General features: G+C 67.2%; 11 protein-coding genes. 4 read left to right on the top strand and 7 right to left on the bottom strand.

Annotated features, from left to right (window positions below):
* The first annotated feature begins 55 nt into the window (after positions 1-55).
* The 4 genes from LMA02_RS33545 to LMA02_RS33560 all read left to right on the top strand — a co-directional run bounded on the left by LMA02_RS33545 (position 56) and on the right by LMA02_RS33560 (position 4,235).
* The gene (locus LMA02_RS33545; protein ID WP_228910187.1) at positions 56-1,294 is read left to right on the top strand and encodes a styrene monooxygenase/indole monooxygenase family protein; all 1,239 of its coding nucleotides are present in this window, start codon (positions 56-58) and stop codon (positions 1,292-1,294) included.
* A 5-nt stretch (positions 1,295-1,299) separates the two neighbouring features.
* The gene (locus tag LMA02_RS33550; RefSeq protein ID WP_228910188.1) at positions 1,300-1,827 is read left to right on the top strand and encodes a flavin reductase family protein; all 528 of its coding nucleotides are present in this window, start codon (positions 1,300-1,302) and stop codon (positions 1,825-1,827) included.
* Positions 1,828-1,860: 33 nt separating this feature from the next.
* On the top strand, positions 1,861-2,820 hold the full coding sequence (locus LMA02_RS33555) for a SphA family protein (protein WP_228910189.1): 960 nt from the start codon (positions 1,861-1,863) through the stop codon (positions 2,818-2,820).
* Between the two features lie 152 nt (positions 2,821-2,972).
* The gene (locus LMA02_RS33560; RefSeq protein WP_228910190.1) at positions 2,973-4,235 is read left to right on the top strand and encodes a serine hydrolase domain-containing protein; all 1,263 of its coding nucleotides are present in this window, start codon (positions 2,973-2,975) and stop codon (positions 4,233-4,235) included.
* A 28-nt stretch (positions 4,236-4,263) separates the two neighbouring features.
* Here LMA02_RS33560 and LMA02_RS33565 read toward each other — a convergent pair whose 3' ends face one another.
* From LMA02_RS33565 to LMA02_RS33595, 7 genes are all read right to left on the bottom strand, one after another.
* Positions 4,264-5,265: a hypothetical protein gene (locus LMA02_RS33565; RefSeq protein WP_228910191.1), complete on the bottom strand. Its 1,002-nt coding sequence runs from the start codon at positions 5,263-5,265 to the stop codon at positions 4,264-4,266.
* Positions 5,262-5,780 (bottom strand): (2Fe-2S)-binding protein, encoded by a 519-nt coding sequence (locus LMA02_RS33570; protein ID WP_228910192.1) that lies wholly within the window; start codon positions 5,778-5,780, stop codon positions 5,262-5,264. The genes LMA02_RS33565 and LMA02_RS33570 overlap by 4 nt, the downstream gene beginning before the upstream one ends.
* Complete coding sequence (locus LMA02_RS33575; RefSeq protein ID WP_228910193.1) at positions 5,777-8,506, bottom strand: xanthine dehydrogenase family protein molybdopterin-binding subunit; 2,730 nt, start codon at positions 8,504-8,506, stop codon at positions 5,777-5,779. Before LMA02_RS33575 ends, LMA02_RS33570 begins: the two co-directional genes overlap by 4 nt.
* Positions 8,507-9,243: 737 nt before the next feature.
* Complete coding sequence (locus tag LMA02_RS33580) at positions 9,244-10,215, bottom strand: type II secretion system F family protein (protein ID WP_228910194.1); 972 nt, start codon at positions 10,213-10,215, stop codon at positions 9,244-9,246.
* 38 nt (positions 10,216-10,253) lie between these two features.
* Positions 10,254-11,231, bottom strand: coding sequence for a type II secretion system F family protein (locus tag LMA02_RS33585; RefSeq protein ID WP_228910195.1), 978 nt, complete (start codon positions 11,229-11,231; stop codon positions 10,254-10,256).
* Positions 11,232-11,264: 33 nt separating this feature from the next.
* Entirely contained in the window at positions 11,265-12,632 is a 1,368-nt protein-coding gene (locus LMA02_RS33590; RefSeq protein ID WP_228910196.1) for a CpaF family protein, read from the bottom strand.
* Between the two features lie 19 nt (positions 12,633-12,651).
* Positions 12,652-13,860: an AAA family ATPase gene (locus LMA02_RS33595; protein ID WP_228910197.1), complete on the bottom strand. Its 1,209-nt coding sequence runs from the start codon at positions 13,858-13,860 to the stop codon at positions 12,652-12,654.
* Positions 13,861-13,881: the final 21 nt, after the last annotated feature.

The raw sequence follows: 13,881 nt of genomic DNA on the forward strand, positions 1-13,881 counted from the left end.
CGTTTCTTGCGCCCCTATTCCGACCCGAGTCATTCGTTCTACCAAGGATTTCGTCATGAAACGCATCGCTATCGTCGGCGCCGGCCAGGCCGGCCTGCAACTCGCCTTCACGCTGCTCGACCAGGGCTATCACGTCACGCTCGCGACCAACCGCGACGCGCAACAGATCCGTACCGGCAAGGTCATGTCGAGCCAGTGCATGTTCCATACCGCGCTGCAGATCGAGCGCGATCTCGGCCTGAACAGCTGGGAAGAAGCGTGCCCGTCCGTCGAGGGCATCGGCATCGCGGTGCCGCATCCGGAAGGCAACGGCCGCAAGGCGATCGACTGGTCGTCGCGGCTGACCCGCTACGCGCAATCGGTCGACCAGCGTGTGAAGATGGCCGACTGGCTCGACGCGATCGAGCGCCGCGGCGCCGACGTGCGCCTCTGCGACGTCGGCGTGCCGGAACTCGAGGATCTCGCGCGCAGCCACGATCTCGTGCTGCTCGCGGCCGGCAAGGGCGAAATCGTCAACCTGCTGGGCCGCGACGACGCGCGCAGCGCGTTCGAGCGCCCGCAACGCGCGCTGGCCCTCACCTACGTGAAGGGGATGACGCCGAGCCAGCCGTATTCGCGGGTGCGCTTCAACCTGCTGCCCGGCATCGGCGAATACTTCGTGTTTCCGGCGCTGACCACGACGGGCCCGTGCGAAATCATGGTGTTCGAAGGCATCCCCGGCGGCCCGCTCGACTGCTGGGCCGACGTAAAGACACCCGAGCAGCATCTCGACCGCAGCCTGTCGTTCCTGCAGCAATACGTGCCGTGGGAATTCGACCGCTGCCGCGACGTCGAACTCACCGACGCGAACGGCACGCTGTCGGGACGCTTCACGCCGACCGTGCGCAAGCCGTTCTTCCGCCTGCCGTCGGGCCGCACCGTGTTCGGCATGGCCGATGCGGTGGTCGTCAACGATCCGATCACCGGCCAGGGCTCGAACAATGCGGCAAAGTGCGCGAAGGTGTACGGCGACGCGATCCTCGCGCGCGAAGCCGCGCCGTTCGACGAAAGCTGGATGCACGAAACATTCGAGCGCTACTGGGGGTACGCGCAGCACGTCGTGCGCTGGACCAACTCGCTGCTCACCCCGCCGCCGCCGCACATCCTCGAACTGCTCGGCGCGGCCGGCCAGTTGCCCACGCTGGCCGCGACGATCGTCAACGGCTTCGACGATCCGCGCCAGTTCACGCCGTGGTGGTTCGAGCCGTCGGCCTGCGCGGCGCTGATCCGCGAACACGCCGAGCGTTCGGAGTAAGCGACATGGACACCACCACTTCCGGCCATCCGGCCCTCGACCCGCTGCAACTGCGCGCCGCTTTCGGCCAGTTTCCGACCGGCGTCACCGTGATCACCACGCGCGCGCCGGACGGGCGCAAGGTCGGCCTCACCGCGAATTCGTTCTCGTCGCTGTCGCTCGACCCGCCGCTCGTGCTGTGGAGCCTGCGCAAGGTGGCGCCGAGCCGCCCCGATTTCGTCGCGGCCACGCACTTCGCCATCAACATCCTCGCGCACGACCAGATCGAGCTGTCGCGCCGTTTCGCGACGCCGAGCGCCGACAAGTTCGACGGCGTGCCGCACGTGGACGCCGATGCGGGCGGCGTGCCCTGCCTCGACGGCACGAGCGCGCGTTTCGTGTGCCGCAACGTCGGCCATTACGAAGGCGGCGACCACCTGCTGTTCATCGGCCAGATCGAGACATTCGATACGAACGGCCACGCGCCGCTCGTGTTCCACGCGGGCCAGTATCGCGCGATCTCGGCGCATCCCGATTTTTCTCGCGCCGTTTGATTAGTGATACCAATCAATATCCAGGAGATGGTGATGATGAAATGCGGCTCTCGCCTGCTTGCGATCGCAGGCCTCGTGTTCGCCGGCCTGACCGGACCCGCGCCGGCCCATGCGACCGACCTGCCGGCAGTCAACCTCGGAATGACCAGCTTCCTCGACGGGACGCCGCCGGCCGGCTCCGGCTGGTACGGCACGCAGTATCTCGAGTACTACACGGCCGGCCGCATCAACGACAATGCCGGCAACAAGGTCGGGCTGCCGAAGCAGGACATCGACCTGTTCGCGGGGTTGAGCCAGCTCGTCTACCAGTCGCCGCTGACGTTCGGCGGCATGCATCCGGGTCTTGACGTGATCCTGCCGTGGGTGGCGTCCGTGCATACCAACGACGGGATCGGCAACGTCGCGCTGAATTCCCGTGCCGGGTTCGGCGACCTGCTGGTCGGCCCGTTCATCCAGTTCGACCCTGTGATGGGCGCGCACGGCCCGCGCTTCGCGCAGCGGGTGGAATTCCAGTTCATCGCGCCGACCGGTGCCTACGATCCGGCGCGTGCGATCAATCCGGGCAGCCATTTCTGGTCGTTCGATCCGTACTGGGCCGCGACGTTCTGGGTCACGCCAAAGTGGACCGTGTCATGGCGGCTGCACTATTTGTGGAATGCGACCAATCACGAGCCGGCGACCGCGCTGGGGCCTGACGTGACGTCGACGCAGGCCGGTCAGGCCGTGCATGCGAACTTCGCGACGGAGTACGAAGTGCGGCCCGGGCTGCGGCTGGGGCTCAACGGCTACTGGCTGCGCCAGACCACCGACATGAAGGCGAACGGCCAGGACGTTTCCGGCACGCGGGAAGCCGTGCTGGCGATCGGGCCGGGTGCGATGGTCAGCTTCTCGCCGCAGGATCACCTGATGTTCAACGCGTATTTCGAGGTCCATGCGCGCAACCGGCCGCAGGGCACGCGGATGGTGTTGCGGTACGTGCACCACTTTCAATAGCGCGCAGGCCGGCCGCCGGCGTCGGGCGGCGCCGGCCGGGGTCGGTATCGTATGACGAATTCAACGTACACCTTCGGCGCGTGGATGCGTGTCCTATAGTTCTGGGGATGCAAGGAGACACCAAGACATCACGAACAGGAAGGGAACACGCGATGGCGACTTCTGCTCCTCCCCGGCTTTTCCCGCGCGCCGCCAAGCGGCTGACGCGTCGCGTGGCGGCGATTGCACCGGCGCTGGCCGTCGGCATCGCGGTTTCCTCCTGCGGCGGCGACAGCTCGGTGAGCTCTGGCGAACCGGCCTACGCGACCGAGGCGCGTCCGCAGATCGACGCATTGCTCGCGGATACGATGACGCCCGGCGCCGTCGTCTATGTGCAATCGCCACAAGGCAACTGGCTCGCGTCGTTCGGCACGGCCGTGCGCGGCACGAACACGCCGATCCCGACGAACGCGCACTTCCGCGTCGGCAGCGTGACGAAGACGTGGACGGGCACGGTGATCCTGCAACTCGTGCAGGAAGGCAGGCTGCACCTGACCGATCACGTCAGCCAGTACGTCGCCAACGTGCCGAACGGCGACTCGATCACGATCGAGCAGTTGCTGACCATGCGCAGCGGCCTCTATAACTACTCGACGAATCTCGCGTTCAACCAGACGCTGGATGCGCAGCCTGACAAGGTGTGGACCACCGATGAGCTGTTGGGCATCGCGGAGAGCCAGCCGGTCTATTTCGCGCCGGGCGCGGATTTCCGCTACTCGAACACGAATACCGTGCTGCTCGGCCTGATCATCCAGCAGCTCACCGGCATGAGCGCCGCCGATGCGATCCGGACGCGGCTGTTCGCGCCGCTCGGCCTGACCGAAACCGCCCTGCCGCCGCAGGACAACACGGCGCTGCCCGCGCCGTCGCCGCAGGGCTATCAGTGGGGCACCAATACCGAGACGATCGACAGCGACGCGCTGTCCCCGGCACGCCAGGCGGCCGCGAAAAACGGCACGCTGCAGCCCGCCAACGTGACGACCGTCAATACGTCGTGGGCATGGACGGCCGGCTCCGGCATCTCGACCGCGACCGAACTGGGTGCGTACGTGCAGCGCATGGTCGGCGGCGGCTATCTGAACGCCGACCTGCAGGCGCAACGGCTCGCGAGCTGCACGCCGATCGATCCGTCGAATCCCGCATCGGCCAGCTACTGCATGGGGCTCGCGAAGTTCGGTACGTTCTACGGACACACCGGTGAAATACCGGGCTTCAATACGTTCGCCGGCTACGACCCGGCGACGAAGACGACGATCGTCACGTGGGCGAACACGGGGGCCGGCCCCGACGGACGCGCACCGGCCAACGAGATCGCGCGAATCATCATGGCCGAGCTCAGCAAGGCGTCGGACGTGCCGAGCGAGGGACGGCCGTGACGCGCCGGCGCCGGCAATCGCGGGCGGCCTATTTCACCGCCTGGGCCGCCTGCGCCGCCGGCGTGAAGCTGCACTTCGGATCGTTCTTGCCCCGCGCCGAACAGCATTCGAGCAGGTCGCTCACCGACTTCACGTTCGCCGCATTCCATTCGTAGAGGCTCTTGTTGTTGTCGATCGGCATCCAGTGCGTGAGCGGATACCGGCTCGCGCGCGCGTTGCTGCCCTTCGGCGGCGGCAGCATTCCGGCGGCGAGCGGCACGTAGATCTTGCAGCTGTTCTGGTCGCCGATCCGGTGACAGCCGATGCAGGTGTTGCCGGGCGTGCTGATCGCATGCGAGGTCCACGACGCGAAGTCGGCGCCGAGATTTACGTACTTGCCCCACGGATCGGTCGGCACCTTGTTCCATACCTGCCCGATCCACGGGCTGTACATGACCGGGCTCGCGTCGTGACACGACACGCAGCGCTTCGACGCGGTCGCGGCCGGCTTCCACCAGAACTCGGCCGCGGACGGATGGCCGGGCGGCGGCGTCGTCTCGTTCGGCGGCGGCACGCGCGCGGCGTTCATGCCGGCCGTGCCGCCCTTCTCCGCATGAAACCAGCAGGTCTTGCCGTTGCCCGCATGGTGCAGCACGATGTCGACTTCGTCGTAATACGGGCTGCGGTTCGCGCGGATCTGCTTGCGACGGCAAAACGCCGAGATCTGCGTGTCGCCGTGGGACAGGTCGAGGATCTTCGAATAAGGCGTGCACTGCCCGGACGTCGGCGCGTCATACGGCAGCAGCGCAGGGCGATCGCACGTCATGTGTGCCGCATAGCGCGCGGGCACGCGGCCGTTGACGGTGATCGGCACATCGGTGCCGGCGTTGCAGTCGAACGCGGGAATCTCGCCGATTTCGTCGGTGCACTGCTGCGCATATTCATGCAGCGACGCATCGGCGTTTTCCGCCGCGCGCGCGCCCGGCGCGCCCGGCGCAACCTGCACGGCCAGCAGCATCGCCAGCGCGGCGACGCGGGTTCTCGTCGTCATGCCGCCCCCTTCGTATAGCGCAGCGCCACCTTGCGAATGGCCTCGATGTACTTGACGTAGCCGGTGCAACGGCAGATGTTGCCGCCGACCCAGGTTTCGATCATCGCGTCCAGATCGCGCTCGTGCACCGGCTGCGCACGCAGATGGTCGAGCATCGCGGTCGCGGCCATCAGGAAGCCCGACGCGCAGTAGCCGCACTGGAACGCGAACGACTCGAGAAAGCTCTGCTGCAGCGGCGACAGCGCGCCGCCCTGCGCGAGCCCTTCGATCGTGTACACGTGCATGTCGGCCATCGCGCTGACCGGCGTCGAGCACGACAGCGTCTTTTCCATCGGCGCATCGGGCGTGTTGCGCACACCGACCGTGCACGCGCGGCACACGCCGATGCCGCAGCACAGCTTCGTGCCCGTCAGGTCCCGCCGCTCGTGCAGGAAGTCGATGAGGTTCATGTCGCCGTCGGCGGCGTCTGCTTCGACGGGCCTGCCGTTGATGGTCATCCGGACCGGATTGCTCATTGCAGTGCCTCCCGAATCTTCTCCGGCGTCACGGGCGTCACCCGGAACCGCCGCCCCGTCGCCATCGCGAGCGCATTGAGCAGCGCCGGCGCGACCGGACACATCACCGCTTCCGCGATGCCGCGTGCATTGGCCGGATCGCCGGCCGGCGGTGGCAATGCGATCAGCTCCTGCACGGGGATGTCCGGCAGCCGCGTGACCTCGTAGCGATCGAGATTCCAGCGGCCGCCGCCTGGCCCGTCCGGCCCCAGCGGGCACGTCTCGGTCAGCACGTTGCCGATCCCCATCGCGACCGCGCCCTGTGACTGCCCTTCGACGAGTTCCGGCGACAACTGCCGGCCGACGCTCACGGCCGTCACCACGTGTTCGACCTTCACGCGTCCGGTCGCCGGATCGACCGCCACCGCGACGAGCGTCGCCGACGGCGCATAGGTCGTCCGCCCGTAGAGTGACGTATTGACCGGTGGCGGCTGCAGCACGCGCTGCAGCGGCGCGAGACGATACGGGTCGAGGCCGACCGCCACGTAGTCGTAGTCGATCTGCGCACTGCCGGACGCGAACGGATAGGTGCCCTTCCAGAAGTAGCCGGCATAGCTCGCATGCACGGCCGCCACGGTCTGCAGGCCCAGCTTCCCGATCGTGCCGAGCAGCACAGGCCACGAAATCGGCACGAGGCCGTTCGCGACGAGCGTGCGATCGACCCAGCGCACGTCCGCGGCCCGCACGTTCACGCCCCACCGTGCGCGCGCGGCCGGCAGCACGCTTTGCAGAAACAGCGCCTGCGCGGCCCCCTTCACCGCGTGGTACTGATGGAACGCGCCGAGGCACGCGCTCGACGAACCGTAGTAGTAGCGCACCCAATTGGGAGCGCTCGACGGGCCCTTCGGGGTGAGCCCGAGCGCGTTGAACGGCGCGATCTCGCTCATCGCAATCGTTTGCGCGTTCTGCCCGAGAAATTCAGCCGGGGCGAGACCCAGCGTCGTGGCCGCGCCGTTGCCCATGTCGGTATACGGCGTGATCACGCGCAAGTTGCCGTCGGGCAGGATCTGCACCATCCCGAACATCCCGTCGCCGGACGTGCCGTACGCCTCGTTCGCCATCGCGAGACCGACGCCGTACCGGAGGTTGCGCGCGTTGCGCTCGGCGCGCGTCTGCTCGCGCTCGAGCCATAGCGGATGACGCTCCAGCCGGTCGAGTAGCGCGTCGAGCTGCAGGTCGAACAGGATCGGCGCACCCGTGATCGCGCGGCCCTTGCCGAGATCGGGCGCCTTGCCGAGCAGATTGGCGCGCCGGATCTCGAACGGCGATAGCCCGAGCTGGCGCGCGGCCTCGTCCATCAGCGTCTCGATCGCCATGAACGCCTGCGGCCCGCCGAAGCCGCGCTGCGACCCGCCGAAGACTTCCCGCGTATAGGTGGACGCGGCCTGCGCGCGTGCGCGCGGGATCTCGTAGCAGCTCATCGCGCTCAACGCGGCAAGCTGCGCGACGTACGGCGACAGGTTCTTCTTGCCGCCGCCGTTCAACAGGAAATCGCAGGTGATCGCTTCGAGCTTGCCGCGACGGTCGAACCACAGCGATTCGGAAAACTGCGTCTCGCAGCGTTTCAGGCCGACCTGGAATTGTTCGTAGCGCGACTGCTGCCAGCGCAGCGCGCCCTTCGCGAACGGCGCCGCCAGCGCCAGATACAGCGGGAAATAGGACTTGTCGCGTCCGCCGAAGCCGCCGCCCGGGTAGCACGCGATCACATGCGCCTCCTTGACCGGGATGTCGCTGCCGTCGAACAGCGCGCACGCGCCGGTCGCATCGTCGTTCGCCGATTGCGTGCCGAGCACGAGGCTCATTCTCGCGGCGGACGCGTCGTACCATGCGAGTCCCGACTCGGGCTCCATGAACATCGGGTCGATCGCCGGCGTCTCGAACCCGTCGTCGCCGGTCGCTCGAACGCCGATCCACGCGCCGGCGGCCGCCTGGCGGGCAATCGTCGCATCGATGTTGGCGACTGCCGCCTCGCGTTCCTCCAGGTACTTCGCGCTCGGCTTGCCGTTGCTGTCGGTCTGGTAGTTGTCGACGTAGTTGAACCGTCGTTCGTCGTCGCGCACGTAGACGGTCACGGGCAAATACGGCACGACCGGTGCGGCCGGGCCCGCGCCGGTCGACGCGCCGTAGCGGATCACGCCGCGATTGAAGTCGAGCAGCTTCTTCGCGCGGCGATAGACGTCGAAGTTCTCGAAGATCAGCAGCGCGGCCGGTTGCCCGTAGCAGTCCGCCGGATGGCCGGGCCGCGCGAGCCAGTAGATGTCCTGGTTCGCGATCGGATCGGGTTCGGGCGCAAGCGGAATCCGGCGCGCGCTCAGCAAGGCGCTGTCGACGATCGCGACCGGTCGCAGTTCGGCCGGCAGCACGCTGAGATCGTAGCCCTGGTACACGGCGTCGACCCGGTCGCAGCGCAGCGCATAGAGCCAGTTTTCCCGCTGCGGCCAGCCGACGAAGTCGCGGGCCTTGAAGTCGCGCGCGTAGATCTTCTGGCCCGTGACCTTCGGCATCCCGTCGATGCGCCAGCGCGCCTTGCCGGGCACCGGCGCCCAGTTCGGGCCGTTCGCATCGGCCTGCGTGTCGCCCGCGGCGAGCACGACGGCCGGCAAATGGGTGACCGACACGGCGACGACGGCGCCGCTACCGGCGAGCTTCAGAAACGTCCGGCGTGTCACAGGCACATGGATGGCCATGCTGCGTCCCTCGTTCGAATTGTTATGTCGGTCCGTCGACTGCGCGACGCGCGTCGCCACGCCGGCCGCGTGGGCGCCGATGCGCAGGGTGTCGGTGAGAAGGCGGTGTACCGGGCGCGGTTGCGTGCGCCGGTTCTCAGGAGTCGGGAGGCAGAGGATGCGCGACGATGCCCGGCGGGTTCGCGGGTTCGCTCCACGCGGAGGGGCGCCTGCTCGATGAAGCGTCGGACCGCGTGCGTCGCGCTGTGTGTTCGTTCATGATTCCCCCGGCCTTGATCGTGGACGACTGGCCTGTTTTCCGTATCGTCGGGCAGACGCTCGATATTCAGATGTGGTGTTCGATATATCCGGCACGCAGGTCAATCGCCCCGTGCGCACCGTCATTCGAGCCTGATTTTGAATAATCGTAGGAATTCGAAACGGGAATTTCAAGGGGATTTTCGCGCAGCACGAGCGGTGCGGACCGGCCTTGCCGGGCTGATTTCCCGTCCGGCCGGCGCACTGCCGCGGTTGCGTTCGCGATTAACCGTAGGGGGCCACCCGCGCGGGCAGTGGACTACGGCTGTATCCAGGGTCGACCATGGGTCCGGGTTGCATTGACGCCGCTATGATCGACCTGTCTCGCGGCGCCGCCCGGGGGGAGGAGGAGCCTCCCATGAAGACCTTACCGTGCCGGCCGACCGGTGCGGCCGGGTCGGCACGCCAATTCGTTTTCGCGCGGCCACCCGCGCCGCTACTCAGTGTCCGATGCTGGCGAGGGACGGCAGCAGCACGCGATACACGTGAATCATCGCCGGCCCGAGCAACACGCACATGAGCGCCGGGAAGATGTTGAAGATCAGCGGGAACAGCAGCTTCAGCGCGATCTTCGCGGCGCGTTCCTCGGCGCGCATCCGCCGCCGCGTGCGCAGCATGTCGGACAGCACGCGCAGCGATTCGGCGATGCTCGTGCCGAAGCGGTCGGCCTGGATCAGCATCGCGCAGAACGATTCGATATCCTCGACGCCGGTGCGCAGCGCGAAATTGCGCAGCGCGGTTTCCTTCGTGAACCCGGAACGCATCTCGAGCAGCAGCAAGTCGAGCTCGCCCGCGACCACTTCGCTGCGAAAGCGCAGTTCCTCGCTCACCCGCATCAGCGCCGCATCGAGCCCGAGCCCGGCTTCGACGCAGACGGTCAGCAAGTCGAGCGCATCCGGAAAGTCCTCGAAGATCACCCGCTGCCGCGTCGCGATCCGCCGCGACAGGATCACATTCGGTACGTAGTAGCCGATCCCGGCGAGCGCGACGAGGATGAACGACAGCAGCATGCGCTGATCCGCGAGCCGCGTCGTGGCGAGCGCCAGCAGCGCCGCGCCCGGCAGCACCAGCGCGAGCACCGTCTTCGCCGCGAAGTAAAGCGCGCCCGCGCTCGGATTGCGCCAGCCGGCATTCATCAGCCGGATCCGCAGCGGAGAATTCTCCCAGCCCTCCTGCGGCACCGACAGCCGGGAAATCGGTTGCGACAGCTCGACGAGTTTCGCGATCCAGCGCGACGTTTGCCCGTCGCCGTCCGCACCGCCGCCGATGCCCACACTTGCCCCGCTCGCCTGCTGAATCCGGCGCTCGATGTTGCGCGGCGCAAACAGCAGCATCGCGACCAGCACGCCGCCGGCGACGAAAATGAACAAGCCGGCCAGCATCACGGTATGTATTACGCTCAGGTTTTGCATGACAGCCTCGAATCGGTTCGTGAAGCCTGAGACACGCGTCAGACGCGAATCCGGATGATGCGGCGAATCCACAGCAGGCCGAGTGCCATCGACCCCAGCATCGCGCCGACCATCTTGATGCCGGCCGGATCCTGCCAGAGCACCGACAGAAACTCCCGGTTCAACATTGCCATCATGGCCGCGGTCCCGAACGGCAGCAGCCCGAGGATCCAGGCCGACAGCCGCCCTTCCGCCGACAGCACGCGGACCTTGTCGAACAGCTTGAAGCGCTCGCGCACCAGCGACGCGATGCTGTCGAGCAGCTCGGCCAGGTTGCCGCCGGTCTCGCGCTGGATCAGCACCGCGATCACGAAGTAGCGCAGGTCGTGGGCCGGCACGCGCGTCGCGAGGTTCACCAGCGCATCGTGCAGCGACACGCCGTAGTTGATCTCGTCGAACGTGATCCGGAATTCACCGCCCATCGGCTCGGGAAACTCCTCGCCGATCATCCCGAGCGCGCTCGAGAACGAGTGGCCGGAGCGCAACGCCCGCGCGATCATGTCGCAGATCTCCGGCAGCTGGCGCTCGAGCTTGAGCATCCGGCGGTTGCGATGCCGCATCACGTACATGGCCGGCAGGCATGCGGTCAGCAGCGCAATCGGCAGCACGGCGATCAGCGGCAACGGGGTGACCGTCAGCACGAGCGCTGCCGTGACCGGCAATACGGCGCTGATCACGACCAGCTTCGCGACCGTCCAGTCGAGCCCCGACTGCTGCAGCACCAGGTCCAGCGCCTGAATGCGCGGCATCCGCATCAGCAGCCGGTCGAACGGCTTCGACTCGTCGAGCATCCGCTTCTTGAGAATCGACAGTCGCTCCTGCTGCACGCCGCCGCCGGCCGACATCGCGCGCAAGCGCGACTCGATCCGGCGTGCCGCGGCACCGTGACGCGCGTTCCACCATTGATAGACGCCCTCGATCGCGAGCACGACCGCGACGAAGGTGAGAATCACAAAACCGTAATAGATCGAGTCCATGAGGCCTCCCCGGAATCAGACGATGGCGCGTCGTCACTTCGTCTCGTAACGCTGCGCCGGGTCGTACAGCGAATCCGGCAGGTTGATGCCGAACGCCTGCAGCCGTTCGGCGAACTTCGGCCGCACGCCGGTCGCGCAGAAGTGTCCGCGCACCGTACCGTCGCGATCCATGCCGGTGCGCTTGAACGTGAAGATCTCCTGCATGTTGATGATGTCGCCTTCCATCCCGGTCAACTCCTGGATGCTGACGATCTTGCGCTTGCCGTCGGTGAGCCGCGTCGCCTGGACCACCACCGAGATCGCCGACGCGATCTGCTGGCGCATCGTCTTCGGCGGCAGCGTCAGGCCGCCGACGCTGATCATGTTCTCGAGCCGCGTGAGCGCATCGCGCGGCGTGTTCGCGTGGATCGTCGCGAGCGAGCCTTCGTGGCCGGTGTTCATCGCATTGAGCATGTCGAGCGCTTCCGCGCCGCGCACTTCGCCGAGAATGATCCGGTCCGGCCGCATCCGCAGCGCGTTGCGCACGAGCGTGCGTTGCGTGATCTCGCCCTTGCCCTCGATGTTCGGCGGCCGCGTTTCGAGCCGCAGCACGTGCGGCTGCTGCAGTTGCAGCTCGGCCGCATCCTCGATCGTCACGATCCGCTCCGAGCGCGGAATGAAGCCCGACAGGATGTTGAGCAGCGTCGTCTTGCCGCTGCCGGTGCCACCCGACACGAGCACGTTCACTTTCGCGTGGGCCAGCGCGTCGAGCAGCTCCGCCATCGGCGGCGTGAGACTCTGGTAACTCACGAGGTCGTCCATCTTCAGCGGGTTGACCGCGAAGCGCCGAATCGACATCAGCGGCCCGTCGATCGCCGACGGCGGAATGATCGCGTTCACGCGCGAGCCGTCCGGCAGACGCGCATCGACCATCGGGGTCGATTCGTCGATGCGCCGCCCGACCCGAGACACGATCTTCTCGATCACCTTCATCAGGTGCGCGTCGTCGTAGAACGTCACGTCGGTCAGCTCGAGCTGGCCGCTGCGCTCGACGTAGACCTGGCGGTACGTGTTCACGAGGATGTCGGAGATGCCGGGGTCGCGCAGCAGCGACTCGAGCGGGCCGAAACCGAACATTTCGTCGTACACGTCGATCGCGAGCTGGCGCCGCTCGATGTCGTTCGCGAGCAGCCGCTCCTCGTCGAGAATGCGCGAGATCAGCGACGAGATTTCCTGCCGGACCTGTTCCTGCGGCAGGCGTGACAGGCGCTCGAGCTCGACGCGCTCGAGCACCGTCAGGTGAATTTCACGGCGCAGCTTCTGGTACGCGTTGCGTACCGACGAATGGGCCGCACCTGCCGGTTCGGTGCCCGCCGCCTGCGGCTGCGTCCGGTGCAAGGACATCTGTTCGCGCAATGACATGATGGTTTCCCCGAAAGATTCACATGGACTTGAGCTTCGGCGTGGCCTTGCGGCCGAACAGCCGGGACATCAACGGTTCGCTGCTGGACGTGCCGTGCCGCGTGCGCACGTCCCCTTCGACGATCTGCTTCGCGCAGGCCTGCAATGCCCGCGTCACCGCGGCGCCACGTGCGACGCGCGAGGCCGGATGCCCCAGGTCGAGCGCTTCGCGCACGGTGTCGACGTCGTCGGGTATCGTGCAGCTGGCGTGCAGGCCGAGCACTTCCTCGAGCGCGGCGCGGGACCGTTCGCTCGCGCGCGTCATCCGGTTCACCACCAGCCGCAACTGGTCGGCCGGGTAGCCGAGCGACACGAGAATCTCCAGCAGCCGGCGGCCCGCGCGCACGTGCGGCATCGCGGGCTGCAGCACGAGCTGGATCTGGTCGCTGCGATCCAGCGCGATCATCGACAGCGGATTGATACTCACGCCGATATCGAAGATCACGAAGTCGTAGCGCGGCGCCGCGACGCCGAGGATCCATTCGAGCGCATCCTCGCGCATCTCCGCGGCCTTGACCGGGTCGCCCGCGCCCGCCAGCACGTGGAAGGTCGGCGTCACGTGCGCGACGCTCGCGTCGAGAAACGCGCCGTCGAGTCGCTCGATCTGCGCGCACAGCTGCGGCAGCGTCGACGGCGGCGTCTCGTCGCTGACGAGGAACGCGGCATCCGCGAACTGCTGGTTCAGATCGACCAGCAGCACGCGACGCTTGTGGGTTTCGGCGATCTCGTATGCGACGTTGCTCGCGGCGAAGCTCGTGCCCGCGCCGCCCTTGCACGACATGAAGGACACGAAGCGTGTGTCGCCGCCGTCGCGCCGCGTGCTTTGCGCGGCGGCACGTTCGAGCGCGCGGGCGAGCGCCGCCGGATCGATCGGCCACTGCAGCACGTCGCGCGCGCCGGCGCGCATCGCGTCCAGCAGCACGTGCGGCGCCGCATCCGCGGTCACCAGGATGCCGATCAGGCACGGGTGCAGCCGGCAGATCCGCTCGATCGCCGACAGCTCGGCCGCATCGGTCGTCGCGCCGTCGATCAGCAGGATATCGAATGAATCGAGTCCATCGGTGCGATGCTCGATCTGGGACGGCCGACCGTGCGCACGTGTCACACGATAGTGTCCGCTGTCGGTAACCAGACGCGCGATCTGCATGAGCCGGGCGGTATCGTCGGCGGCTACGAGGATATTGATCATGACTGTGCCTCGTCGGTTCGA

It is taken from the genome of Burkholderia sp. B21-005, assembly GCF_020843965.1.
Classification (GTDB): Bacteria; Pseudomonadota; Gammaproteobacteria; order Burkholderiales; family Burkholderiaceae; genus Burkholderia; species Burkholderia ambifaria.

What these genes read in the sequence shown, in the direction of transcription:
- LMA02_RS33590 (WP_228910196.1), bottom strand. Translation starts at nt 12,632, where the DNA reads ATGTCATTGCGCGAACAGATGTCCTTGCACCGGACGCAGCCGCAGGCG.
- LMA02_RS33580 (WP_228910194.1), bottom strand. Translation starts at nt 10,215, where the DNA reads ATGCAAAACCTGAGCGTAATACATACCGTGATGCTGGCCGGCTTGTTC.
- LMA02_RS33550 (WP_228910188.1), top strand. Translation starts at nt 1,300, where the DNA reads ATGGACACCACCACTTCCGGCCATCCGGCCCTCGACCCGCTGCAACTG.
- LMA02_RS33565 (WP_228910191.1), bottom strand. Translation starts at nt 5,265, where the DNA reads ATGACGACGAGAACCCGCGTCGCCGCGCTGGCGATGCTGCTGGCCGTG.
- LMA02_RS33575 (WP_228910193.1), bottom strand. Translation starts at nt 8,506, where the DNA reads ATGGCCATCCATGTGCCTGTGACACGCCGGACGTTTCTGAAGCTCGCC.
- LMA02_RS33560 (WP_228910190.1), top strand. Translation starts at nt 2,973, where the DNA reads ATGGCGACTTCTGCTCCTCCCCGGCTTTTCCCGCGCGCCGCCAAGCGG.
- LMA02_RS33555 (WP_228910189.1), top strand. Translation starts at nt 1,861, where the DNA reads ATGATGAAATGCGGCTCTCGCCTGCTTGCGATCGCAGGCCTCGTGTTC.
- LMA02_RS33545 (WP_228910187.1), top strand. Translation starts at nt 56, where the DNA reads ATGAAACGCATCGCTATCGTCGGCGCCGGCCAGGCCGGCCTGCAACTC.
- LMA02_RS33595 (WP_228910197.1), bottom strand. Translation starts at nt 13,860, where the DNA reads ATGATCAATATCCTCGTAGCCGCCGACGATACCGCCCGGCTCATGCAG.
- LMA02_RS33585 (WP_228910195.1), bottom strand. Translation starts at nt 11,231, where the DNA reads ATGGACTCGATCTATTACGGTTTTGTGATTCTCACCTTCGTCGCGGTC.
- LMA02_RS33570 (WP_228910192.1), bottom strand. Translation starts at nt 5,780, where the DNA reads ATGAGCAATCCGGTCCGGATGACCATCAACGGCAGGCCCGTCGAAGCA.